18 protein-coding genes are annotated in these 23839 nt (G+C 62.6%); 4 read left to right on the top strand and 14 right to left on the bottom strand.

Going from position 1 to position 23839, the window contains the following annotated elements:
• Nucleotides 1-20 precede the first annotated feature (20 nt).
• The gene (cls, locus tag AC3A5O_RS02830) at nucleotides 21-1460 is read left to right on the top strand and encodes a cardiolipin synthase (protein WP_305468924.1); all 1440 of its coding nucleotides are present in this window, start codon (nucleotides 21-23) and stop codon (nucleotides 1458-1460) included.
• On the opposite strand, the gene cfaB is transcribed toward cls, so the two are convergent.
• From cfaB to AC3A5O_RS02805, 5 genes are all read right to left on the bottom strand, one after another.
• On the bottom strand, nucleotides 1457-2644 hold the full coding sequence (gene cfaB, locus AC3A5O_RS02825; RefSeq protein ID WP_487752828.1) for a C17 cyclopropane fatty acid synthase CfaB: 1188 nt from the start codon (nucleotides 2642-2644) through the stop codon (nucleotides 1457-1459). The genes cls and cfaB overlap by 4 nt on opposite strands.
• A gap of 181 nt (nucleotides 2645-2825) precedes the next feature.
• Nucleotides 2826-4745: a heavy metal translocating P-type ATPase gene (locus AC3A5O_RS02820; RefSeq protein ID WP_487752827.1), complete on the bottom strand. Its 1920-nt coding sequence runs from the start codon at nucleotides 4743-4745 to the stop codon at nucleotides 2826-2828.
• A complete protein-coding gene (gene hflK, locus AC3A5O_RS02815; RefSeq protein WP_305491378.1) occupies nucleotides 4742-5794 on the bottom strand; it encodes a protease modulator HflK in 1053 nt (350 codons plus the stop codon). The genes AC3A5O_RS02820 and hflK overlap by 4 nt, the downstream gene beginning before the upstream one ends.
• A complete protein-coding gene (gene hflC, locus AC3A5O_RS02810) occupies nucleotides 5791-6831 on the bottom strand; it encodes a protease modulator HflC (RefSeq protein WP_487752826.1) in 1041 nt (346 codons plus the stop codon). The genes hflK and hflC overlap by 4 nt, the downstream gene beginning before the upstream one ends.
• The gene (locus tag AC3A5O_RS02805) at nucleotides 6828-8789 is read right to left on the bottom strand and encodes an SPFH domain-containing protein (RefSeq protein ID WP_487752825.1); all 1962 of its coding nucleotides are present in this window, start codon (nucleotides 8787-8789) and stop codon (nucleotides 6828-6830) included. The genes hflC and AC3A5O_RS02805 overlap by 4 nt, the downstream gene beginning before the upstream one ends.
• Nucleotides 8790-9011: 222 nt before the next feature.
• Between AC3A5O_RS02805 and lpdA the strand changes: the two genes are divergently transcribed.
• A complete protein-coding gene (gene lpdA / locus AC3A5O_RS02800) occupies nucleotides 9012-10412 on the top strand; it encodes a dihydrolipoyl dehydrogenase (RefSeq protein WP_305491381.1) in 1401 nt (466 codons plus the stop codon).
• A gap of 134 nt (nucleotides 10413-10546) precedes the next feature.
• Here lpdA and AC3A5O_RS02795 read toward each other — a convergent pair whose 3' ends face one another.
• The 4 genes from AC3A5O_RS02795 to AC3A5O_RS02780 form a co-directional block, all read right to left on the bottom strand.
• Nucleotides 10547-12697, bottom strand: coding sequence for a hypothetical protein (locus tag AC3A5O_RS02795; protein WP_487752824.1), 2151 nt, complete (start codon nucleotides 12695-12697; stop codon nucleotides 10547-10549).
• On the bottom strand, nucleotides 12684-13871 hold the full coding sequence (locus AC3A5O_RS02790; protein ID WP_487752823.1) for a DUF3142 domain-containing protein: 1188 nt from the start codon (nucleotides 13869-13871) through the stop codon (nucleotides 12684-12686). Before AC3A5O_RS02790 ends, AC3A5O_RS02795 begins: the two co-directional genes overlap by 14 nt.
• A 210-nt stretch (nucleotides 13872-14081) precedes the next feature.
• Nucleotides 14082-14708, bottom strand: a complete 627-nt coding sequence (locus AC3A5O_RS02785; protein ID WP_122567660.1) for a glutathione S-transferase family protein — start codon at nucleotides 14706-14708, stop codon at nucleotides 14082-14084.
• 125 nt (nucleotides 14709-14833) lie between these two features.
• A complete protein-coding gene (locus AC3A5O_RS02780; RefSeq protein ID WP_305468939.1) occupies nucleotides 14834-15736 on the bottom strand; it encodes a LysR family transcriptional regulator in 903 nt (300 codons plus the stop codon).
• A 333-nt stretch (nucleotides 15737-16069) separates the two neighbouring features.
• Between AC3A5O_RS02780 and AC3A5O_RS02775 the strand changes: the two genes are divergently transcribed.
• Nucleotides 16070-18283: an LTA synthase family protein gene (locus AC3A5O_RS02775; RefSeq protein WP_305468940.1), complete on the top strand. Its 2214-nt coding sequence runs from the start codon at nucleotides 16070-16072 to the stop codon at nucleotides 18281-18283.
• Nucleotides 18284-18343: 60 nt separating this feature from the next.
• Here the strand turns inward: AC3A5O_RS02775 and AC3A5O_RS02770 are convergent, their stop codons facing one another.
• Nucleotides 18344-19333, bottom strand: a complete 990-nt coding sequence (locus AC3A5O_RS02770; RefSeq protein ID WP_305468941.1) for an aspartate-semialdehyde dehydrogenase — start codon at nucleotides 19331-19333, stop codon at nucleotides 18344-18346.
• A 131-nt stretch (nucleotides 19334-19464) separates the two neighbouring features.
• Between AC3A5O_RS02770 and ftrA the strand changes: the two genes are divergently transcribed.
• Entirely contained in the window at nucleotides 19465-20451 is a 987-nt protein-coding gene (gene ftrA / locus AC3A5O_RS02765) for a transcriptional regulator FtrA (RefSeq protein ID WP_305468943.1), read from the top strand.
• Here ftrA and nudK read toward each other — a convergent pair.
• Genes nudK through AC3A5O_RS02745 form a run of 4 tightly spaced genes read right to left on the bottom strand, consistent with a single transcriptional unit; the run spans nucleotide 20448 to nucleotide 23807 of the window.
• Nucleotides 20448-21044 carry a GDP-mannose pyrophosphatase NudK gene (nudK, locus tag AC3A5O_RS02760; RefSeq protein WP_305468945.1) on the bottom strand — a complete coding sequence of 199 codons (597 nt, stop codon included), beginning with the start codon at nucleotides 21042-21044 and terminating at the stop codon, nucleotides 20448-20450. The two genes, ftrA and nudK, sit on opposite strands and share 4 nt — an antisense overlap.
• A 47-nt stretch (nucleotides 21045-21091) precedes the next feature.
• Entirely contained in the window at nucleotides 21092-21919 is an 828-nt protein-coding gene (gene nadE / locus AC3A5O_RS02755; protein ID WP_122567666.1) for an NAD(+) synthase, read from the bottom strand.
• 1 nt (nucleotide 21920) lies between these two features.
• Nucleotides 21921-23150 carry a nicotinate phosphoribosyltransferase gene (gene pncB / locus AC3A5O_RS02750; RefSeq protein WP_122567667.1) on the bottom strand — a complete coding sequence of 410 codons (1230 nt, stop codon included), beginning with the start codon at nucleotides 23148-23150 and terminating at the stop codon, nucleotides 21921-21923.
• A 9-nt stretch (nucleotides 23151-23159) separates the two neighbouring features.
• Nucleotides 23160-23807 (bottom strand): nicotinamidase, encoded by a 648-nt coding sequence (locus tag AC3A5O_RS02745; protein ID WP_487752822.1) that lies wholly within the window; start codon nucleotides 23805-23807, stop codon nucleotides 23160-23162.
• Between the last annotated feature and the right edge of the window lie 32 nt (nucleotides 23808-23839).

The raw sequence follows: 23839 nt of genomic DNA, 5'->3' as shown, positions 1-23839 counted from the left end.
TTCAGGAGCAAGGCTGCCCCATGGATTATTTCGGCCCGCATGTTTTCGGTTACCTGATCGCGCTGATCCATACCCTGGGTTCCATCGCCGCCGTCCACGCCGTACTGACGGTGCGCACAGCCCAAGGCTCGATTGCCTGGGCCCTGTCGCTGACCTTCATTCCCTACCTGACGTTGATTCCTTATCTGGTGTTCGGCCGCAGCACGTTCGATGGCTACATCAAGGCGCGTCGGCAAGCCAACGAAGAAATGCGCAAGGCGATCTCCGAGCTGAACTGGCGCCCGTGGGTCGAAGAAGCCCTGACCGCTCGCGCCTCCCAAGCCTACGCCTCGTTGCGGGCCATGCCGAAACTGGGGCGCACACCGTGCCTGGCGAATAACCAGGTGCGTTTGCTGGTCAACGGCCACGCCACGTTCGAGGCGATTTTCCAGGCCATCGAACAGGCACGAGAAGCTGTGCTGATTCAGTTTTTCATTATTCACGACGACCGCCTCGGTCAACGCCTGCACACACTGCTCTTGAAGAAAGCCGCCGAAGGCGTGGCGGTGTATTTGCTTTATGACCGCATTGGCAGCCATTCCCTGCCCCACCGCTACGTGCAAGCCTTGCGCGACGGGGGTGTCCACGTCAAAGCGTTCGCCACCCGCAGCGGCTGGCTCAATCGGTTCCAGGTCAACTTTCGCAACCATCGCAAGATCGTGGTGGTGGACGGTGTGCAAGGGTTTGTCGGCGGGCACAACGTGGGTGACGAATACATGGGCGACAAACCACCCTTGGCACCGTGGCGCGACACCCATGTGCAAGTGAGCGGGCCGGTAGTGGCGAGTATGCAAGAGTCGTTCGCCGAAGACTGGTTCTGGGCGGCCCGCTCCCTGCCCCCGCTGATCCTGCCGGACAGCTACCCGGACGACGGCGTGCTGTGCCAGTTGCTGGCCAGCGGCCCGGCCGATGCCTATGAAACCTGCTCACTGTTTTTCGTCGAGGCCATTCACGCCGCCAGCGAACGCGTCTGGATCACCACGCCTTACTTCATCCCCGACGAAGCAGTGTTTGCAGCCTTGCGCCTGGCTGTACTGCGGGGCGTGGATGTGCGCATCCTCCTGCCCTCGCGGCCCGACCACAAGATCGTCTACGCAGCTTCCAGCCTGTATGCGTTTGAAGCGGTACGAGCCGGTGTGCGGATGTTCCGTTATGGGCCGGGCTTCCTGCATCAGAAAGTGGTCTTGATCGACCGGGAAATCAGCGCCATTGGCAGTGCGAATCTGGACAACCGCTCGTTCCGATTGAACTTCGAGGTCATGCTGCTCACCGTCGATATCCCGTTCGCCACCGAAGTCGAGCAGATGCTCGAAGCTGATTTCGCCCAGGCCCAGGAAATCGACAAACAGGAAAGCCGGGAGACCCACCGCCTACAGAAGGTCGGCATGCGGATCGCCCGGCTTATTTCGCCGATTCTCTAAGGCGTGTAGATGTCGTCGCGGGTCCACGGCAACTCATGGCTACCGTCGGCATGAGCCTTCACCGCCAGGATCTGATGCAAGTTGATCCAGCCCTTGGCGAACGCGTAGGCGCAGCCGGCCAGGTACAGACGCCAGATCCGCAATGCCTGCTCCGGCACTTCCTTCGACGCCGCCTCGAGGTTGTCCTCCAGGCGCTCACTCCAGTGATCGAGCGTACGTGCGTAGTGCATGCGCAAGCTTTCCACATCGACGATCTCCAGTCCCGCTTCGCTGATGTGGGCGGAAATCATCGACAGGTGCGGCAGCTCGCCGTTGGGAAATACGTACTTCTCAATGAATTCGCCCGCGCCACGACCGACCGGACGCCCGTCGGTGTGCTTGGCGGTGATGCCATGGTTCATCACCAGCCCACCCTCGCGCACGGCGCCGAACAGCGTCTTGCAGTACTGCTTCAGGTTGGCGTGGCCGACATGCTCGAACATACCCACGCTGACCACCTTGTCGAAGCGGCCGTCCTGGGGCAGGTCACGGTAATCCAGCAGTTTCAACTCGACCTGATCCTCCAGGCCTTCGGCCTTGACCCGCTCCCGAGCCAGCGTCAGTTGCGCCTTGCTCAGGGTGATGCCGAAGACCTTGGCACCGAACTCCCGTGCGGCATAACGCGCCAGGCCGCCCCAGCCGCACCCGACATCCAGCAGATAGTCACCCGGTTGCAGTCGCAGCTTGCGGCACAAATGGCGGAATTTGGCTTGCTGGGCCTGTTCGAGGGTTTCGCTGCCCGTCTCGAAATAGGCACAGGAATAGGCCATGTCGCTGTCGAGCCATAGCTGATAAAACGCGTTGGAGAGATCGTAGTGGTAGGAGATCGCCTTGGCGTCGGTTTCCTTGTCGTGGACCGAGCGCACCGGCTGGTTGTCGGGATCGTCCTCCACCAACGCCTGGCTCAATTCATCGCAGACCCGAATGACTTCGTGGATCGAACCTTCGAGTTCCAGCTTGCCTTCGACAAACGCCGCCCCCAATGCGTCCAGGCTGGGGTGGGTGAATTGCGCGACCATTTGCGGGTCCTTGACCACAATCGTGACGCTGGGGTCGTCCCCCAGTGAAAATTCATGGCCATCCCAGAGCCGCAACCGAAGCGGTAGATGCAGATTCTGTAAGGCCGGTGGAAGTTGCGCGAGCATGGAAAATCCCCCTTGTTCAGACGTCTGAAATGAGGGTAGACCATGCTAGAAAAATAGCAGGCTATCGAATTTATAGCCTTTTTCTATCGCTGTCCCAAATCACTCCCTGTGGCGGGTAACTTCTGCGGTGGCACGCCCTCTCCAATAGCAGACTGCAAGTACAGCGCACAGTTCGCTGACCCTACCCAACGGTGCCCTTCGCTTGGATCTTGAGCAGTGGCTCCTGGAACCGCAGCAAGCGCCCGGCATTACCTAACACTAGCAGGGTACTGAGATTGTGCAGCAGCGCAGCGATCATTGCCCCCGCCGCGCCCAGCCAGCCGAAGGCGGCAAAGGCAACGATGGCCAGCGTCCAGCCCAAGCCAATGATCACATTGACCTGCAACGTGCGCCGACACTGGCGACTCAGTCGCACGCAGGTGCCGAGGCGCCGCAGGTCGCTGCCAATCAGCACAATATCTGCCGAGGCCAGGGCGATGTCCGCACCGCCCGCGCCCATGGCGACGCCCACCACCCCGGCCTTGAGCGCCAGGGAGTCGTTGATGCCATCGCCCACCACCATGGGACGAAACCCATGGTCGATTTCAGCCATGACCCGCTTGAGTTTGTCTTCCGGCAAAGCCTGGGCTTGCACATCGCCGATGCCGACATCCCGGGCCAGGTTCGTGGCCACGCTCTGGCGGTCGCCGGTCAACAACAACTGACGGCCCAAGCCCAACTCCCGCAGCTCGGCCATGGCCACCTGTGCCTCCGGCTTGACGCTGTCGGCCAACAGCAGCCAGGCGAGGAACTGCCCGTCCAGGGCCAAGCCGGCAATCGGGCCGTCGTGCTCAGGAACCGCTGAGGTTTGAATGCCCAGCTGTGCAAACAATTCCGGCCGACCGAGCGCCGCTTCGCCCTGGGCCGTCATTGCGACCACACCCAACCCTTGGCGCTCGCGAATGTCCGTCAGCGCCAGGCAGCTGTCCTGTTCCACCAACCCCGCCAACGCACGACTGACCGGATGGCTGCTGGCCGAACCGAGGCTGGCGGCCAACGGCAGCAACAACGATGCGTGAGCATCCCGGGCATGGTCGATGGATTGCAGGCGCAGCACGCCATAGGTCAAGGTGCCGGTCTTGTCGACCACCAATGAGGTCAAGTCCGCCAGTTCTTCCAGAAAGGCCGAGCTGCGAATCAGGATCCCGTGGCGCGCCGCCACGGCGATCCCGGCAATGGCAGTGGCCGGTGCCGATAGCACCAACGCGCAAGGACACGCGGCCACTAGAACCGCCAGCATCGCCTGGGCATCGTTGGTCACGAACCAGGTCACTGCCGCCAGCAACAACACCAATACCAGGTAACTACCGGCGTAGCGTTCCAGCAAGCGGGTGATGGGTGGTTTGGAGCGTTCGGCGTTTTGCATCAAGGCGATGACTTTGCCCAGGGTGGATTCTGCACCGGTGCGGGTCACTTCCAGCCGCAGCAGGCCATCGAGGTTGATCGCGCCACCAAAGACTTCCGTGCCGACCACCGCCTCCAGCGGCACCGACTCACCGGTGATGGGCGCGGTGTCGAGGCTGGCCTGGCCGGACAGCACCCGACCATCGGCCGGCACCCGGTCACCGGCGCGCACCTCCACCACATCACCGGCCTGGAGCGTCGCGTTGTCGACATCGATGATCGAGCCGTCGGCCTGTACCTTGCGACCTTGGCTGCGGGTCAGTTGGCCAAGGGCATGGATCGCCTCCTGGGAACCGATGACACTGCGCTCTTCCAGCACATGGCCGAAGATCATGATGATCGGCAGCAACGCCGCCGTCAGCAGATCGCCAGTGGCCCAGGCGCCGAGCATCGCCAGGGCGATCAGTTGGTCGGTGATCCCGTGCAGGCTTGGATAGCGCAAGCTGTACCAGGCCGAACGCATCACCGGCACCGCCACCAGCAGCGAGGCGAAACCCAACAGCAACTGGCTGACACCATTCTGCTCCGGCGACCAGCCGCGCCAGGCCAGACCCAGCGCGAGCAAGCCGAGAGCGAGCATCGCCAAGGTCAATTGCCGAGCGGCGATGCGTTGCTCAGCCGAGGACAACATCGGTACAGCAGGTGTTTGAGCGGTCATTGGCCGGCTCCCTGGATGATCAGACGAGAATCGTCTTTCGGGTCGACCGTGGTCACTGAACCGGCCTGGCGAAGGATCGCAGGCATGCGTTCGCGATACAGGCGCAGCAGCATTTGCGGATCGCTGCCTTGAGTCTTCGCCAGCCCGAGCACCGTGGCCGTGTCGGCCGACGCCTTGGCGAGCCGTTCGCTGGCCTGGGCATGGGCGACTTGCACGGCACGGTCGGCGTCTTGGCGTGCGACCTGGGTGAGTTTTTCCGCTTCAGTCCGGGCGTTGGCCACGGCTTTGTCGGCCTGCTGGCTGGCGGTCAGCACCGCGTTGAACGCACTCACCGCCGGCCCGGGCAGACTCGATTGCACGTCGACCCGCACCACTTCGATGCCCAGCCCCTGCCCTGTCGCCGCCAGATCAGCCAGGCGTCGGTTAAGTCCCTGCACCAGATCGCCCCGCAAGCGTTCGCGGCGCTCGGCAGCCTGGTTGTCACTGCCCATCAGTTCGGGCCGAGCCACCAGAATGGTGTCCAGGTCCCGGGCCGCAGTCAGGGCCACGGCACTGCGGGTCGCCAGTCGGTCCAGCGCCGGCAGGACATGTTCGCCTTGCAAGACGAAAGCGTAAGGGTCGGTGACCTTGTAGAACACCCGCACATCCAGTTGCACCACGCCGGCATCACCGGTCAATAAATAACCAGAACCGGCTAATGCATCGCTGACCGGCGTGGCGAAACTGGCCACACGATCAGCCTGCAAGGCCGCGTCCGAGCGCTGCAGATTCTCCACCCGCCGCTCAAGCACCCGATCCGCTGCTGGCAGCAGGACCACTTGTTCCACAGGACGCGGCCAGGCCAACAAGAGGCCGGCATTCTGGATTCGATCCAAGGCGCCAAAATGCAGCACCACTGCACGATTCTGCGGGTCAATCTGCCGCACGTTGGAAAAGACCCAGGCCAACGCCGCCAACACCGTGACGGCGTAAAGCGCCAGAAACGCCAAGCGACCGGCCTGAATCCACGGACTGGATAACTCGTTTGTTCCACGTGGAACCAAACTCATGGTTGTGTTCCACCTTTGCCTTCCACGGAAACAGGCCCGTCTACCAGGACACGGAACGGCGCGGCGTCGGTGCGCAAAATCAACTTTGTACTCGGGCTGACGATGGTGCCCAAGGTGTCCAGCGAACGGAGCAGGTTGTAAAGCTGGGGAGAGCCGGCGTACGCCCGGCCATAAATCTCGGCGGCTTCTACCCGGGACTGCGCCTCGATATCAGCGGCCTTCACGGTGGCATCAGCCTGCACGACGCGCGCATCACGTTCCGCGGCGGAGCGAATCTGCGCCGCTTCGCGTTTGCCGATGGCGGTGCGCTCAGTGGCGATGGTCTCGCGCTCGGCCCGCATGCGGTCCACCGTTGCGGTCAGCGTTACCGAGGGCAAGGTCAAGCGCTCGATACCGACTTGCAACACCCGCACGCCGTAAGTGGTGAGCAACTGCTGATCGATTTGCTGACGCAACTGCGCTTCGAAATCGGCGATGCGCACTTGGCTGGCATCGGTGTTGACCAGGTTCGCCAGGTCAAAACTGGCGGCTGTGGTTTCCAGCGCCGAGCCGACAAACGTGCGGATCTGCCGTGCGGCTTCGTCCGGCTGGTTCTGCACCGCACGCATGAAACGCTGCACGTTGTCCGGGTCACCCTGCACCTGCCAGGCCACGTAGGCCTGGACAATGATCCGCAGTCCATCGCGGGTCCCGACATCCTGCAGGCCGCTGGACGTGGTGCGCAATCGCAGGTCCACCGGGATCGCCGCCTCGAACGGCGCCGGCCAGCGCCATCCCAGGCCAGGTTGCAGCAGCACCCGGGCCGGATTGCCGAAACGGGTAATGACCGTGGCCTCCCCCGACCGTACTTGCACCAAGCTCGCGGCCGCAACGGCAAATGCCACCAGCAGCACCGCCCAGCCCATCCGCCGCCAAGGAAATGGCCCGGCCTGCTGCGGGTCGCCGTGATGGTGGTGATGATGGCCGTGGTGATGACCGGCATGGCCGTGATCGTGACCGGCGGGGTCGTGGTGACCGTGTGAAGAGGACTGGCTCAATGGGCAGCTCCTGGCGGGACGGGGTTACGCGGCGACGCGGGGTCGGCCGGCAGCGTGAAGGTACGCAAGTCGATGGTCGGTGCGTTGCTGCTACCGCCCAGGCGATGATCGAGAATCAGCAACTGGGCATTGCCGAGACCCTGGCTCAGTTGGCTCAAGTAATGTTCCAGCACAAAAGCGTGCCCCGCCGTGGCGTAGGCTTTGCGGTCGGCGTTGAAACGCAAATCGGCAGCCTGGGCGGTCGCGTTGATTTCCCGCGCAGTGGCACTGGCTTGATCATGGGCGATGCTGGCTTGCAATTGCGCCTGGTTGGTCTGTTCCGCCGCCGCGCCACGCTCCCGGGCGATCAATGCCTGGGCGCCGATCTGTGCCGCCTGTACGCCGTGGTAGGCATTGGCCGCACCGGCCGGCGGATGAATCGCCTCCACCACCGTCGCCAGGATTTCCACACCGCTATCGAGGGTCTGCAAATCCGCCTGTACGGCGCGACCGATTTCGTCGGCCAGGCTCACACGGTCGACGCCCAACAAACCATCCAACGTACGCGAAGCAAACTCATGCACCAGGATGCGGCTGGCGGTGCTGCGGATCAGCGTCGGCACATCGGCGCTGTTGTAAGTCGCCGCCAACGCCGCGGCATCCGTCAGGCCGATGCGATAGACAAAACGCACGTCCATGTTGACGATCTGGAAGCTCTGTTGGTTAGCACGACGACTGGCAATGACTTGGGACTTGTCGTTCACGTGACTGGCGTCCCACAACCGATTGGCAATGGCCGGTGCCGGCCCCTCCGCCGGTTCAGCCTCGACAACCGCTCGACTATCCGCAACGCTGGTCGCCAGTTCATGCACCACGCCATTCTCGACGTTGAGCACCCTGCCCCACGGCCAAGGTAAGGCGACGTGCAGGCCGGGCCCGAATACCTCTACCGGTTTACCAAAGCGCTCATAGATGCCCCGCCCCTGCAGCGGCACTTCGTGCACGCCTGTCAACAACCAGCCCACCAGCGCCACCAACGCCAACACCGGCAAAAAAGCCCGGCGCATGTAGCTGAAGGCCCAGATCTGGCGCAGATCGATGCCGAAACGGTTGTGCAGTTCATGTTGCAAGGCCAGCCAAGGTTGCGGCGGCCAGCGCAGCAGATCGGCGATGACACTGCGGCCCAGCGGCGTCGGCTCCAGGGCGTCCCGGCGCGGGATGAACAACGACAGCACCGCGCGCAACAACAACTCCGCCGCCACCAGCCCTGGCAATAGCCCCATCAGCACCGCCAGGCGCACCGGCCAGATGGACGTTTCTGCGGCGAACAGCAAGCACAGGGCGCCGAGCACCAACACGATGATCGCCACTCGCGTCAGTTGCCCCAGCGCTGGCGCTTCCGGCCATTCCACCGGGGACTGCTGGGCCAATTGCCGCTCGAACACCAATAACCCGAACGCCAACAATAACGACAGCACCGCCCCTACACCGGCCGAGACGCCAAGGGCGGCAGCCGGCAACTGCAAGTTCCAGGCTTGCTCCAGGCTGAGTAATACCAGCACGGCCCAACCGGCCAGCCACAACGCAGGCGCACCGATTTGCTTGAGCAGACCGACTGAACGGGCACCGATGCTATCCAGCAGCCGCTCATACCAACCCGGGTTATCAACAGGCTCGTTTTCCGTCGGCAGGTTATCCACAGCCGGCAACAACGCCTTGCTGCGCCATTGCGCCACCCACCAGGCCGATTGCAAGCCCGCCACCAGCACCAACAGTCCCGCACCTTGGCTGACAAGCAAGGCCGGCCACAGCGATTGCGGCGAAAACACCCCAATAAAAAATGCCAGGACCAAGCCCAAGCCCGCCACGCTTCCCAAGGCGTAGGCGATCCGCTTCAAGCGGCGCCCTTGAAACGACGCTCGCTGGAAACGCGGCCATTCGGCCACTTGTGTCCCCTCGATATCTAGATCGACTTGCATACCACCCCAGCTTTCGTGGCGATCAGAATCAGGGCCCGTGGACAGACGCCACCGACGCTCTGTTATATGCCGTTACCTTATAACGATTGCTGTGAAATTTCCGTTTTGAATTCTTCATGACAAGGCCCCACACCGACCTCTTGACTTAAGCCTTGACCGAGATCCGTGGAAACGCTCATATTACGTTCATAATTTTTTCTCAGGCCAAGCGGGAGAATAGCGATGAGCAACTACGACGTGGTCATTCTGGGCGGCGGGCCCGGCGGGTATAACGCGGCGATTAGGGCCGGTCAGTTAGGGTTGAAGGCCGCCTGTGTCGAGGGCCGGGCCACCCTGGGCGGCACCTGCCTGAACGTCGGTTGCATGCCTTCCAAGGCATTGCTGCACGCCTCGGAACTGTACGAAGCAGCCACGGGAGCGGAGTTCGCCAACCTGGGCATTGAAGTCAGTCCCACCCTCAATCTTGCGCAAATGATGAAGCAGAAAGACGAAAGCGTGACGGGCCTGACCAAGGGCATCGAGTTTCTGTTTCGCAAGAACAAGGTCGACTGGATCAAAGGCTGGGGCCACATCGACGGGCCAGGCAAAGTAACCGTCACCGCGGACGATGGCAGCAAGACCGAACTGAACGCCAAGGACATCGTCATCGCCACCGGCTCGGAACCCATGCCGCTGCCAGGCGTGACCATCGATAACCAGCGCATCCTCGACTCCACCGGTGCCTTGGCCTTGGGTGAAGTGCCTCGGCATCTGGTGGTGATCGGCGCAGGCGTGATCGGCTTGGAACTGGGTTCGGTCTGGCGGCGCTTGGGCGCCCAGGTGACGGTGGTGGAATACCTCGATCGCATCTGCCCGGGCGTGGACGGCGAGGCCGGCAAGACCTTGCAAAGGGCCTTGGCTAAACAAGGCATTCAATTCAAGTTGAGTTCGAAGGTCACCGGCGCCACGACCTCGGCCAGCGGCGTGCAATTGCAGATCGAACCGGCGGCGGGCGGAGAGGCACAGACCCTGGATGTTGATTACGTGCTGGTCGCCATCGGCCGTCGGCCCTACACGCAAGGGCTGGGGCTGGAAAACGTCGGGTTGAGCACCGATAAACGCGGCATGCTCGCCAACCAGCGTCACCGCACTGAAGCCCCCGGCGTCTGGGTGATCGGCGACGTGACGTCCGGACCGATGCTGGCCCACAAGGCCGAAGACGAAGCCATGGCCTGCATCGAACAGATTGCCGGCAAGGCCGCCGAGGTCAACTATGCACTGATCCCCAGCGTCATCTACACCCGTCCGGAACTGGCCAGCGTCGGCAAGACCGAGGAACAACTCAAGGCCGAAGGCCGCGCCTACAAGGTCGGCAAGTTTCCGTTCACGGCCAACAGCCGGGCCAAGATCAACCACGAGACCGAAGGGTTCGCCAAGGTCCTGGCCGATGAACGCACCGATGAAATCCTTGGCGTGCACCTGGTGGGCCCCAGCGTCAGTGAGATGATCGGTGAGTACTGCGTGGCCATGGAGTTCAGCGCCTCGGCCGAGGACATCGCCCTGACCTGCCACCCGCACCCTACCCGCTCGGAAGCGTTGCGCCAGGCGGCCATGAATGTGGAGGGGATGGCGACGCAGATGTAGGAACACGCCCCACTGGCGATAACACCCGCCCCTGTGGGAGCGAGCTTGCTCGCGATGGCGGCATTGCAGACGCTACAAGGACGTATGTGATGTCCTCATCGCGAGCAAGCTCGCTCCCACAAGGGTTCCTTATCTCAGGAGGCCGACATCCGCGCCTTGCGCTGGCGCCGGCTGATCAGCCCCAACCCCACCGCCACCACCAACACGACCCCGCCCACTTCCAGCCAAACCTTGTAAGGGCGCAGCGCCGAGCGAATCGGGTCCAGGGCCTGGGTCACGTAGCGTTTGTTCGCCGTGCTGAAATCCGGTTGCTGGCATTGATGACCAAAATCCCCGGCCCAATCCACGTACGGGCCTTCCTTCACATAGCGCTGATACAACGCGCTTTGCTCCTCAAGGCTGGAGTTGTACCCCACCGCTTTGCACAGCACCGCCGCAAACGCCTGGCTGGTATGGGGCAGATTATCCGCCGCCTGGCTCGCCAGCGCCGTGGCGACAAATCGATAGTGATAACGCATGTCCGGCTGCGCGGCGCTGGCCTGCTGGCGTTGCACTTCACCTTCGGCCACCAGCGGCCCGACGTTCAGCTCGACCGGTTCCAGGCTGTAATTGCCGCCAAGGCTGGCGTAATCCGGCGCCATCTCATAGCCGAGCAGCTCCATGCCCCAGTTGCGCGCCATCCAGGACGCATGGAAATACGCCTCGGCTCGCCGGGTTGGCCACCATTTGGACTCCGCGTCCTGGCGCAGTTGCCCATAGGCCCGGGCCTTGTTCTGCAGGTCCGGGTTATCGAAATAAGCCGGCGCCTCCTCAAAGCGCCCTTCCCTCAGCAAACGACGGCCCAGCAAATTGCGCAGGCTCGCGGCCACCGGCAGCGGCACGTAGTTATCCCGATCCTCCTGGCTCAACGCCGGTGGCGCCGGGACTTGGGCGTCGACGTACTGCTTGAGCTCATCCACCGTGAGCACACGCTCGGCAACGGCGGCAGCGTCGTACCAATAGTTGCTCTGGCCGCGATAGAGCTGATCGAAGGCTTGCAGGTAATCACCGCGCTGCAAGGCCAGGATCGCGCTTTCACCTTCGACCCGGCACTTGGGTTGCACCGATTCGTAATTCCAATCCGGTGTGCGCCGACTGCCCCAGGACTCATCGTTCGGAAACGCCTGGGCCGCCTTGGCATAAGCCGCCGCCGCGGCCACCTTGTCGCCGTCGCGCAAGGCCAACTTGGCGCGCACCCACCAGGCCAGGCCTGTGTCGGGAGCCTTTTGCACAAACGCCTGGGCGCTGGCGTAATCGCCGTGCTGGTAACTCACTGCCGCCAAACGGTCGGCATCCTCCAGATTGTCCCGGGCGTTGGCCTGCAGCAGTTTGACCAGCCTTTTCTCGCCCGAGGGCTCTTCACCGTCCCACCAGCCGATCCGGCTGAGCAGGTAGGCGGTGACCAGTCGCTGCACCGCTTTGGTCTTGAGCAGTTCATTCAAGCGCTCATCCGGCTGGACGCTCAAATCACCGGCCAATTGCAGCAACGAGCTGTAGCCGACCGGGGATCCTTGCAGGTTCTGGATCGCATACAGGGCGATGGCGCTGTCCCAGTCGTCAGCGGTGTAGGCCACCCGGGCTTCTTCGCCAAGGCTGGCGATGCCCAGTTCCAGTGGATCGCTGAAGCCAGCAATAGTCATTTCCCGGGCCTGGCGAAACGCTGCTCGCGCCTGATCCCGCAAGGCCACCGGGTCGCCGCTGCCCGCCCCGGCACTCTCGGCGAACAAGGCCCGTCCAAGAGAGTACGCGGCCCAGGTGCTGCGCAACCGACGCTGGTCAGCCGGTAACGTCAGCAGTTGCTGGAAGGCTTCCACGGCACGCTGATGCTCACCAAGGTTAAAAGCCGCCGCGCCGAGGGCATACAGGCGCAGCTCATCAGGCAGTTTGGCCGCTTCAGCCGCCACCTGGTCGATATCGGTCAGCGCCCGCAAGCGCTCCACCACCGCTTGTTGCGGCGGGGTCAAGCCAATCCGCTCGGCCTGGTTGCGTTGCTCTACGTAGGAAGGCAGGTCGTCATAGCTGTAGTCCGGGTTGCGCGTCGCCTCGGTGGCCGGCTTGAGCCCGGCAAGCGCCTGGCCGAGGCGGCTGACTTCGAAGCGAAAGCTGCCTTCGGGCAATTGCGCCAGCGTCTGGGCGCGGTTATCCAGCAGGCGCATCGGGAAATCCGGCCCGCAGGCCAGCGCCGGAGCCAGCGGTAGGCACAGGCTCAGGCACAGCAGGTGACGAGGCCACTTACGGGTAAACATTGAAACCTCCTTGGTCGATTTTCGTACAGCGCGCCCAGCCGATTGCCCGTTGGGCGCCGGCAGCCAAGCGACCTTCCTGAATGCGGGTGAAGGTAAGCAGTCCGGGGGCTTGTTGCAACGTATAACCGGCCAAGGCATCGACGCCGTCACACGCGCCAACAGCCAGTGTCAGGCGCTGGGGCCAGGGGCTGTCGAGATTGCCCTGGTTGACCAGGCGGATATCGTACAAACCGCCCTGCTCCGCCCACTTCAACGCCAGGCGACTGTCCAGGTGATCGCCCCGGGCGACGGCGCCGAGCGTGGTCAAGCTCCAGGCTCGTCGGTCGCCGGCCAGGGGCAGGCGAAACCAGATCAGCCCGGCGAGATGGTGCGGCGGATCAGCCCGCAAATCCGCCGCCAGCCCGGCCACTTGTTGCGGATCGGCCAGCAACTCTCGACGCTCGCCAGCGCGATCGATCGGCACCTCGCTTTCCACCACCGGCACGCCGCTCTCCTGGGTCAGCAGCGCCACACCGTAGGCTGGCAGGGCCAGATAAAACGGCCGCGGGGTGATCTTGCTCCAGCGTTGCGCCCAGTGCCGGGCCTGTTTCGGATCGAATAGCCCTTGCCGTGGATCACTCACCGCGTGGACCTGCAGCACACTGCTGTCCACCGTTTCCAGCAACCCCGGCAAGGCGGGGCTGTCGAGCCAGGCCGGTAGCGCCGTGATGCTGAGCCGCAGGTTGGCCGGCAGGATGTGCCGCAGTTGGCCGAGGAAGTTTCCATAGGCCGGCAGCCGTGCATTACCGGCATCGTGGTCGATCTCCACGCCCACCGGGGTCAGGCCTTGGGCTTGCCAATCCCCCAGCACTTGCTGGATTTGCGCGATGACCTCGTCCTGGTTCAGGGCCTTGAGCTGGCCGTCCAGGCGAATCACGACGATCAGTGGACGGCCGTCCGCCTTGAGCAGGGCCGGATCGATCCGTGCACGGCGCCAGCCCGCCCCGGGAAAAGCCTGCAACGCCAGCACCCGCAGCGTGGAAAAGTCGCTGTGGCTTTGGCGCAGCGCCAGCCCATGGGCCGGGGTCCATTGGCGTTGCCAGATATAGAGTTGTTGATCAAGGGCCGGGGGTTGTTCGCAGCCCCCTAAAAGCAACACGGCGAGGGCCAGGGAGAGCCGGGAAAGAAACGTCATGGAGCCTCACCACCCACAAAGACCGGCAGATTACCGCCCCCCGCGTCGAAGAGAAACTCTGTGGCGAGGGAGCTTGCTCCCGCTGGGCTGCGCAGCAGCCCCAAAGCCGACACCGCAGCCATGCCAGGCACACCGCGCGCCATTTTCAGGGGGTTGCTTCGCAACCAGCGGGAGCAAGCTCCCTCGCCACAGGGCGACCCATTCAAATGCTCATGGGTGCTTTTGCAACCCGACAACCGTACGCGGCATGCCCACGAACCCGGGCAAGGCTTCGATCCGTGCCAGCCAGGCCCGCACGTTGGCATAGTCTTCCAACGACACATTGCCTTCCGGTGCGTGGGCGATGTAGCTGTAGCCGGCGATATCCGCGACAGTCGCCGTATCACCCGTCAGAAACTCACGGCTGCTCAATTCCTGATCGATGACTTTCAACACGTTGTGGGACCGGGCAATCACGTCCTCGGCGTTGTAGGCCGCGCCGAACACCGTGATCAGTCGCGCCGTGGCCGGCCCCGCATGGATCGGCCCGGCCGCCGCCGACAACCAGCGCTGCACCTGCGCGGCGCCGACCGGATCGGTGGGCAGCCAGCGGCCCTTGCCATATTTATGCGCCAGGTACACCAGGATCGCGTTGGAATCCGCCAGCACCACGCCGTCATCGTCAATGACCGGTACCTGGCCAAACGCATTGAGTGCGAGGAAATCCGCCTGTTTGTGCGCGCCTTTGGCCAAGTCGACGAAGACCTCCTCGACCGGTAACCCGAGCAACGAAAGCATCAGTTGAACGCGATGGGAATGGCCGGAAAGCGGGAAGTGATAGTGCTTGATAGGGTTCATGGTCGACTCCGTTGGAAGTGACGCCATCAGCACAACGGCGTCGATGGGGTCATCTTCCGCTCCGAGCCAAAACAAGAGAATAACCCGTAAATGCAATCCATTGTTTCAGCCAGAGAAATAATACGTCAGCCGCTCAAGGCCGGATGTTCGCGCAACGCACTGACGACAAAATCGACAAAACTGCGGACCCGCACCGGCGCATTGCGTCCGCCCTGGTACACCACATGGATCGGCAGCGGCGGCAATTCGAAATCGGCGAGGACGATTTCCAGTTCACCGGCGGCCACGTTGCCCGCCACTTGGTAAGACAGGACTCGCGTCATTCCCAGCCCCTGGCAGGCGGCGGTGATCGCCGCCTGGTTGGCCGTCACCACCAGCCGAGGCACGGGCCGGACGGCCAACGGTTGGCCTGAATCGATGAAGCTCCAGCTTTTGACCTGGCCAGTGGCCGACGACGCCACCACCGGCATTTGCTCCAGATCATCCGGATGCCGGGGCCGCCCGTGCCGCGCGAAGAAATCCGGGGATCCGCACACCACTCGCCGCACTTCACCGACCCGCACGGCGTGCAGGTTGCTGTCCGGCAGGTCGCCAATGCGCAGGGCAACGTCGATGCCCTCCTCCACCAGGCTGACCGTACGATCCAACAACAAGGCGTTAATGCTGACCTCGGGGAACCGGTGCAGGTAATCCACCAACAGCGGAGTGACAAACGACTGGCCAAACAGCACCGGCGCGGTAATCGTCAATTGCCCGCGGGGCTGAACGTGACTGCCGGCCGCCGAATCCTCGGCTTCCTGCAAATCGCTCAGGATCCGCCGACAGTCCTCGAGAAAGCGCTGGCCGGCTTCGCTCAAGTACACATTGCGAGTAGTGCGCACCAGCAATGGCGTGCCGATACGTTGCTCCAACCCCGCCACCGCCCGCGTGACACTGGCCGCTGATAGCCCCAGGCGTCGCGCGGCCGCCGAAAAACCCGACGCCTGGGCCACGGCGAGAAAAACCTGCATTTCCTGGAACCTGTCCATCCATCCCCCGATGAGAAATCCTGATACAAGTTTTCTACACGCCTCAAAGCGGCGCAACGCGGCCATTGTAGAGGCCTGCGCCAGTGAACCACAGCGTAACGCAGCCGGACACCGGGACATTGGCCCGACCAGCGACGGCAGCCCTTGGTACCATCCCTTCTCATGACAGTTTCATGACCGAAGGAAGAACCCACTGAGGGCGAGCTTGCTCGCGATAGCGTCGGGTCAGCGGCAATCCATATGGACTGACACAGCGCTATCGCGAGCAAGCTCGCTCCCACAGGGTGAGTGTGTTGTTCAATGGATTGGCTTCAACTGAAAGGCCTGTTGCTTGTGAATATTATCTATCGCGCTTCAACCCACCCCCGCGCCGCCCTCATCACCCTGATTGGCTGCGTATTACTCGTTCCCATGGGCCTGCGTCTCGCCTTGGGCTGGTCCGACCCACTGGGCTATCTATCGGACCTGGGTATCGGTGGGTTACTGATCGCGTTGCTTTACCGTCGTCCCTGGTGGCTGACACTGCCGGTATTGCTGGCCTGGAGCGCGTTGACGCTGGCCAGCATCGAGTTGGTCAGTGCGGTCGGGCGGATGCCCAATCCTTCGGACATCCATTACCTGACCGACCCGCAGTTCGTTGAAAACTCTACCAGCGGCGGCTTCGCCCACCCCTGGCTGGCGGCGATCCAGTTGGCCGCGCTGGCGTTCTGGCTCGTGACCCAATGGACCCGCCGCCCACACCAGGCGCCACGCTTGCCTCGCCACGCCTGGGCCGTGCCCGTGTTGCTCCTGCTGAGCCATGGTGCGCTGCAGGCCTGGCGTCCCAGCGAAGCGGACCAATGGAACGTATTCAACCTGCCTCACCAACTCGTCACCGCAGGTATCGCCGCCGGGCAGGACCAAGCCCGGCAATGGCTCGATGGCGATGCCGTGGACCCCGCCCCAGCCATGGCGGGGCTGACCCGCCTGGACCTCGATGGCACCAAACTGCTGGCCGAACCGGGACGGGCGCGCAACGTCCTGGTCATCGCCCTGGAGGGCATTCCCGGCGCCTATGTGAGCGCCAACCGCCAAGCCTTGAAAAGCAGCTACCAGGAAAACCTGATGCCGCACCTCAGCGCCTGGGCCGAGCGCGGCATGAACACCCCCGATTACGTCCTGCACAGCCACCAGACCATTCGTGGCCTGTACGCGATGCTGTGTGGCGACTACGACAAGCTTGACGACGGCACGCCCAAAGGCGTCGAAATGCTCAACCAGACCCAGCGCAACCAAGCCTGCCTGCCGGCCCAGTTGCGCCAGAACGGCTTTTCCACGCATTTCCTCCAAGGCGCGGGCCTGCGGTTCATGGCCAAGGACCGGATCATGCCGCACATCGGCTTCGACACGACCCTGGGCATGGAGTGGTTCACTCGCCCCGCCTACCTGGAATTCCCTTGGGGCAAGGACGACAAGACCTTCTTCGAAGGCGCGCTGGACTACGTCGGGCAACTGCAACAAGCGGACAAGCCCTGGATGCTGACCCTGCTGACCGTGGGCACGCACCAGCCCTACTCGGCACCGGATGACTACCTCCAACGCTACGACACCGCCAAGCAGGCCGCCGTGGGTTACCTGGACGACGCACTGGCGAACTTTCTGGCAGGCCTGGAACGCCAGGGCATCCTGGACAACACCCTGGTGGTCATCACCTCAGACGAATCCCATGGCATCGACGATGTGCGGCTGGCCTCGTCCTGGGGGTTCAACCTGACGTTGGCGCCGGAACCGTTGCCCCGGATCAAGTCAGGCACCTACGGCCACGTGGACCTGACCGCCTCGATCCTCGATTACTTCGGCTTTACGGTGCCCACATCGTTGTCCGGTCGCTCGCTGTTCAGGGATTACCCGAAGGGCCGGGAAATCATGTCGTTCACCAACGGCAAGCTGCGCTACCACGACGGCAAGGGCACGTTCACCGAGTGCGATTTCCTTCAGCATTGCCGTTACTACAGCAGTGCAGGCTTCATCGCCGACCGCGCCACCTACGGCGGGCAATACAGCGGCCAGCGCGCCCGATTGATCAGCGCCCGGGCCACGGCCCTGGACCAGACCCTGTTACGCACGCCCCTGAACCAGCATTATCAGTTCGGGAGCGCGGATAAAATCCCACTGCCGGCCCAGGTCACCAACGACTGGACCGACAACCTGATCGGTGCCCAATACCTGGAAATGCCCAAGGGCTCACAGACCCGTGTCAGCCTGACCATCCGCACCGTAGAGGCTGACCATGCCGCCTACATTTCCCTCAAGGCCAAGGAGTTCGAGCAGGATGTGTCGATGGACCTGCCGACCGAGGTGGCGGTGACACCCGACCAGCCCCTGGTGATGAACATCAGTTTCGACAACCCGCAGCAGCGCAAGGCGTTTTCCTTCCATTTGCTCGGGCATGGGGTCGGCGCCATCGAGATCAGCGACTTCAGCGTCGTGACCGAACTGCCGGAACAGACGGACCAGCCGCAATACCTGGACGACATGCAGGAAGACAGCGAGGCCCAATCCAGCTGAACAAAAAACGCCCAGCCATTGAAACTGGCTGCGCGTTTTTATGTTCAAGGCCGGATTTGATCAATGCTTGATCAACTGCATGATTTCAAATGCGTTCAATGCCGCCCCCCGTAGTAACTGGTCGCCGCTGATGAACAAGTCCAACCCATGCTCGCCGTAGATCAGGTTGTAGCGAATCCGCCCGACTTCCACCGCGTGCTTGTAGGTTGAGGTCATGGGCATCGGATAAGCGCCAAACTCCGGCTCATCCACCACCTCAACCCCCGGCGCGCTGCGTAACAGCTCGCGCACCTGCTCCAGCGACTGGATGGGTGTGTTGAACCGCAGGCTGAGGCTCTCGGCATGGGAGCGCAAGGTCGGCACCCGCACTGCGGTGGTACTGATCGCCAGCGCCGGTTCGTCGAGCACCTTGCGCAGCTCCCAGACCACTTTCATTTCTTCACGGGTGTAACCATTGGCTTCGAACGAATCGACTTGGGGAATCACGTTGAAGGCCAGGTTATGGGCGAAGTACTCGCTGTCATCGCGGTCGCCATAGTCGCTAAAGGACCCGGCCTTCTCCCGCAGCTCCAGCATCGCCGGCTGCCCCGCACCGCTGGCGGCCTGATACGTAGAGATGATCGCGCTCTGCAGCCCGAACGCGTCATGCAGAGGACCCAGCACCATCAACGCAATAGCCGATGAGCAATTGGGATTGGCGATCAGTTTTTCACCCCTGTAACGGTGACCGTTGATGGGTGGCACCAGCAGTGGAATGGCCGGGTGATAACGGAAGGCCGAAGAGTTATCGATGACGTAGGCGTTCTCAGCCAGACGCTCGCCGTACTCCAGGGCAAAGGCCCCGGAAACACACAGGAAGACGATATCGCACGAGGCGCAGCCCTCGACCGAAAAGGCTTCGATCAGGTATTCGACATCACCCACCTTCAAGCGCTTGCCCGCCGAACGCCCCGAGGCCATGCAGACCACTTCATAATCGGTATCTTCAAGCAATTGCAGCATGGTCATGCCCACTGCACCGGTGCAGCCCACCACGGCGACTTTCTTCATTTCCCGTCCCTTATCCACCTGTGCAAAGGCTCAACCGTCTTGGTTTTCCTGATTGCCTGCGATCGATTGTAGGGTGACGGGCCCGTCCGCTACAGTGCAGCGCAAGACAATAAACGGTGGAATCACGCCAAATGCACGCTCACCCCGGAACCGTGGCGATCCTCGTTTATGAAGGCCTGTGCGTATTCGAGTTTGGCATCGCCCTGGAGATCTTCGGCCTGCCGCGTCCGGAACTGGATGTACCGTGGTACGGCCATCAAATCGTCGCCGTCGATCCAGGACCGATGCATGCCCTGGGAGGCCTTCGAATAGCCGTCGACGCGGGGCTCGAAGCCCTGGACAGCGCGCGCACCATCATCATCCCCGGCTGGCGCAGCCACCACGAACCGCCTCCCGAAGCGCTGTTACAAGCACTGCGCCGCGCCCACGCACGCGGCGCACGCCTGCTGTCGATCTGCTCGGGGGTGTTTGCCCTGGCAGCCACCGGGCTGCTCGACGGCAAGACCGCGACCACCCATTGGCAATTCTGCGCGGAGCTGGCCGAGCGATTCCCGCTGATCAAGGTTGACCCGAATGTGCTGTATGTCGACTCCGGGCCATTGATCACCTCAGCCGGCAGCGCGGCGGGCATCGACGCCTGCCTGCACCTGATTGCCCGGGACTTCGGCACACACATCGCCAACTCAGTGGCCCGGCGCCTGGTCATGGCCCCGCAACGGACCGGTGGCCAGGCACAATTCATCGTCGCGCCCGTGAGCAAGTCGCCACGCAACGAACTGACCCGCGTCCTGCAGTGGCTGCGCGAGCATCTGGATCAGCCCTTGAGCGTCGGCGACATGGCCGCCCGCGTCGCCATGAGCGAGCGCACCTTCCTGCGGCGCTTCGTCGAGACCACCGGCCTGCCGCCCAAGACCTGGCTGCAACAGGAACGCCTGAATCGGGCGCGGGCGCTGCTGGAAAGCACCGACCAGAGCACGGCCGACATCGCCCAGGCCTGCGGCTATCGGTCGGTGGAGAGTTTCCGGGCCGCGTTCCGGAACGCTATCGGCTTGCCGCCCACCGCCTATCGCGAAAGATTCGGCGGCGGTGCGCTCCGCCCGCAGCAGGCCTGGGGTTAATCCAGCAACCGATGCAGCTTGGCGTACTGCAACAGCATGATGGTCTTGCCGTCACAAATCTCCCCGGTCTCGATCATGCCCAAGGCGTGGTCGAGGGACAGCTCCAGCACTTCGATCTCTTCGCCCTCGGCTTCAAGGCCACCGCCTTCGTGCTGTCTGTCTTCGTCGAAATACTCGCCGACGAAAAAATGCACCCGCTCAGTCACCGAGCCCGGGCTCATGAAGGCTTCGAACACCTTGCGCACGTCCTGGATGATATAGCCGGTTTCCTCCTGGGTTTCCTTGCGGATGCAGGTGTGCGGGTCGTCGTTGTCCAACAGGCCGGCGCAGGTTTCTATCAACAGGTCATCGTGGCCGTTGACGAAGGCCGGGAAGCGGAATTGCCGGGTCAACACCACCGTTTGCTTGGCCTTGCTGTACAGCAGGATGGTGGCACCGTTGCCCCGGTCATAGGTCTCGCGCGTCAGTTCGCGCCATTGGCCATTGCGGCCGAGGTAGTCATAGGTGGTCTTGCGCAACACGTACCAATCGTCCGAGAGCACTTCGACGTGCTTGATGCGTACGCGATCCTTGATGCCAATTGCCTGTTTCATTTGCCACTCCGTTCGAGGCCAAAGGTCCCATTAAAACCCTATTACAACTATGCAGGAACGCGTGGCAATGCTCGTTTGTGGGCCGTCTTGAGGTAGGCGCGTTCGATGAGCTGTCGCGCCTGGGGCAACACCTCTTCGCCCATCAGGTACGCATCGATTTCCTCGTAGCTGCAGCCATACGCCACTTCATCCAACTTGCCGGGCGCCAGGTCTTCCAGATCCGCAGTCGGTGCCTTGCGCACCAGGTACGCGGGAGCGCCCATTGCGTCGGCCAACCACCGCACCTGGGTCTTGGTCAGCCCGGACAGCGGTGCCAAGTCGCACGCGCCGTCGCCGAACTTGGTGAAAAACCCCATCACCGCCTCTGCCCCATGGTCGGTGCCCACCACCAATCCATTGCTCAGATTGGCAATGGCGTATTGCGCCAGCATCCGCGCCCGAGCCTTGGCGTTGCCTTTGGCAAAGTCGGTGAGCTCGGCCGAAGGCTGCAAGCCATCGATGGCGATACTGCCCATCAGCCCGTCGACACACGCGGCGATGTTGCTGGTGGTGATCGCGTCCGGCCGGATGAAGTCCAGGGAAGCCTGGGCGTCCTGCTCATCGGCCTGGGCCTTGTACGGCAGCCGGACGGCGATAAACCGCGCCGCGTAGTCTTCACCCCGCAGTTGCTCAACCGCCAATTGGCATAGACGCCCTGCGGTGAGCGAGTCGACGCCGCCACTGATCCCCAAGACCAGGGACTGGCAACCCGACTCGCGCAAAGTCTGCTTGATGAATTCGATGCGGCGGGCAATCTCGGTGGCTACGCCACCCTGGGTGAGTTGGCGGTCGATGCCCAGTTCCCGGGCAATGCGCTCTTGTTGAAGCGTAGTCATATCAGGCTCCCAACTGTGGATTGATCAGGGCGACGTTGAACACTTGGGCGGCATACCGCAGAAACGAGGCATCCTCGCAGACGTTCTTGATCGGGTCGTCGGAGAACTTCACGACCGGCTCGCCGTGGACCCGCACCAGTTTCATGACGATGCTCAGCGGTTCGACGCCGTCGACATCGCAGGCCAGGCTGGTGCCCATGCCAAAGCCGAATCTGGCCTTGCCGCGAACATGACGCAGGATCGGCAGACACTTTTCGAAATTGAGGCCATCGGAGAACATCAGGTCCTTGGTCCGCGGGTCGATGCCCAGCTCCTGGTAGCGCCCCAGCACCTTGTCGGCCCAGACGATCGGGTCACCGGAGTCCTGGCGCAAGCCGTCGTAGAGCTTGGCAAAGTACAGGTCGAAATCCTTGAGGAAAAAGTCGGTGCTGATGCAGTCCGTCAGGGCAATACCGAGGCGGCCGCGATACTCGCGCACCCAGTTTTCCAACGCCGCGTTCTGGCTCTCGCGCAAGCGCCCGAGTTGCTGGTGCACCATCAGCCACTGGTGAGCCATTGTGCCGATCAACGGGAGATCGAATTCGTAAGCCAAGTGCGCGTTGCTGGTGCCGACAAAGACCCCAGGAAAATCGCTGCGCATCACATTCACCACCTCCCGCTGGGCCCTGAACGACAGCCGCCGCCGGGTGGAGAAGTCTGAAACGCGAAACTCGGCGAGCTCTTCACGACTGGCGTTTTTCTCCAGCCATTCGAACTTCTGGTACAGCTTGCGGGTGACGTCGGCCAACTCGACTTCGGGGTATTTCTCGCGGTTGCGCAATTCGCTGACCATCGCCAACACCGGTTGCTCGAACATGATGCAGTGCAGCATCGGCCCACGGACGCGGATGTGCAGTTGGCCGTCGACTTCCGCAACGTGTATGTAGCGCAAATTGAAGCGAAACAGGCCAAGAAACTGTTCGAAGTCTGGTGTCAGGTACTCACGGAAACGCTTGTTGAACAAAAACCGCTGCTCTCCCTCGCGCAACTGCAACCCAGCGAGCTTCTCCAACTCCACACGAATGTCCGGGATCAGGTGACCGAGCCGCTCCTTGGAACGCACGATGAACTGGTATTCCACCTCGACATTCGGGTGCTGGTGCAAGACCGCCTGCATCATGGTGAAGGTGTAGTAGTCGGTATCCAGAAGGCTCTGGATGACGCCGTTGCTTGAATCGTATGCACTGTCCATGGTTCGTCCTTATGCGTTTGCCAGGCAGATGGTTTCTTCGCGAGTCGCGGCAACCGAGACGCCGGCTTGCTGCATGTCGTGAATGGCTTGAACGGCCCCTTGCTCACTGATGGCCCGGCAGGCCGGGAGGTGAATGATCACCTTGAAGCCAGCGGCGGCCAGTTGCAGCGCGGTGGTCTTGACGCAGAAATCCAGCGCCAGCCCGCCAACAATGACCTGCTCCACACCCAGGCCTTTGAGGTACTCGATCACCCCGGTGGACAGCTTGCCGTGCAGGTCGTGGTAGCAGGCGCCATACGGGTGCAAATCCGGCTCGACACCCTTCCAGACGAAATAGTCGTAGTCATAAGGGGTCGGCAGTTGATCCAGCAAGGCGAAACCTTCGGTACCAGGAACGCAGTGGCTGACCCAGGTGATGTCGGCGTGCTCGAGCCCGGTGGGCACGAACATCTTTGCGTGATCGGCGACCACCCACGGGGCCAGGGGCGTATGGGCGTCCTTGCTGCCGATACGGAGGCTGGCCAGGGACGCGATGAAATTCAGCTCACCGGCAATCTGGTCACCGCCCGGCACAGGAAGCTCATCGGGGCACAGCGGCGTGAAGCTCTTTTGCGCATCGACATCGAAGGAAGCTGTTTTCCGGGTCAAGCTGTTCATGTTGGGTTTCTCCTCTTCATGGCAACGAGAGT

The sequence above is a fragment of the Pseudomonas sp. Soil_N_39 genome (assembly GCF_057655955.1).
This window is presented reverse-complemented; position numbering and strand designations above follow the sequence as displayed.

Bases quoted from the DNA above. Each gene is read 5' to 3' on its own strand.
- AC3A5O_RS02790 (WP_487752823.1), bottom strand. From the start codon at position 13,871: ATGACGTTTCTTTCCCGGCTCTCCCTGGCCCTCGCCGTGTTGCTTTTA.
- pncB (WP_122567667.1), bottom strand. From the start codon at position 23,150: ATGGACAGTGCATACGATTCAAGCAACGGCGTCATCCAGAGCCTTCTG.
- AC3A5O_RS02795 (WP_487752824.1), bottom strand. From the start codon at position 12,697: ATGTTTACCCGTAAGTGGCCTCGTCACCTGCTGTGCCTGAGCCTGTGC.
- hflK (WP_305491378.1), bottom strand. From the start codon at position 5,794: ATGAGTTTGGTTCCACGTGGAACAAACGAGTTATCCAGTCCGTGGATT.
- AC3A5O_RS02780 (WP_305468939.1), bottom strand. From the start codon at position 15,736: ATGGACAGGTTCCAGGAAATGCAGGTTTTTCTCGCCGTGGCCCAGGCG.
- AC3A5O_RS02805 (WP_487752825.1), bottom strand. From the start codon at position 8,789: ATGCAAGTCGATCTAGATATCGAGGGGACACAAGTGGCCGAATGGCCG.
- ftrA (WP_305468943.1), top strand. From the start codon at position 19,465: ATGCACGCTCACCCCGGAACCGTGGCGATCCTCGTTTATGAAGGCCTG.
- AC3A5O_RS02785 (WP_122567660.1), bottom strand. From the start codon at position 14,708: ATGAACCCTATCAAGCACTATCACTTCCCGCTTTCCGGCCATTCCCAT.
- nadE (WP_122567666.1), bottom strand. From the start codon at position 21,919: ATGACTACGCTTCAACAAGAGCGCATTGCCCGGGAACTGGGCATCGAC.
- AC3A5O_RS02770 (WP_305468941.1), bottom strand. From the start codon at position 19,333: ATGAAGAAAGTCGCCGTGGTGGGCTGCACCGGTGCAGTGGGCATGACC.
- cfaB (WP_487752828.1), bottom strand. From the start codon at position 2,644: ATGCTCGCGCAACTTCCACCGGCCTTACAGAATCTGCATCTACCGCTT.
- nudK (WP_305468945.1), bottom strand. From the start codon at position 21,044: ATGAAACAGGCAATTGGCATCAAGGATCGCGTACGCATCAAGCACGTC.
- lpdA (WP_305491381.1), top strand. From the start codon at position 9,012: ATGAGCAACTACGACGTGGTCATTCTGGGCGGCGGGCCCGGCGGGTAT.
- cls (WP_305468924.1), top strand. From the start codon at position 21: ATGGATTATTTCGGCCCGCATGTTTTCGGTTACCTGATCGCGCTGATC.
- AC3A5O_RS02820 (WP_487752827.1), bottom strand. From the start codon at position 4,745: ATGACCGCTCAAACACCTGCTGTACCGATGTTGTCCTCGGCTGAGCAA.
- AC3A5O_RS02745 (WP_487752822.1), bottom strand. From the start codon at position 23,807: ATGAACAGCTTGACCCGGAAAACAGCTTCCTTCGATGTCGATGCGCAA.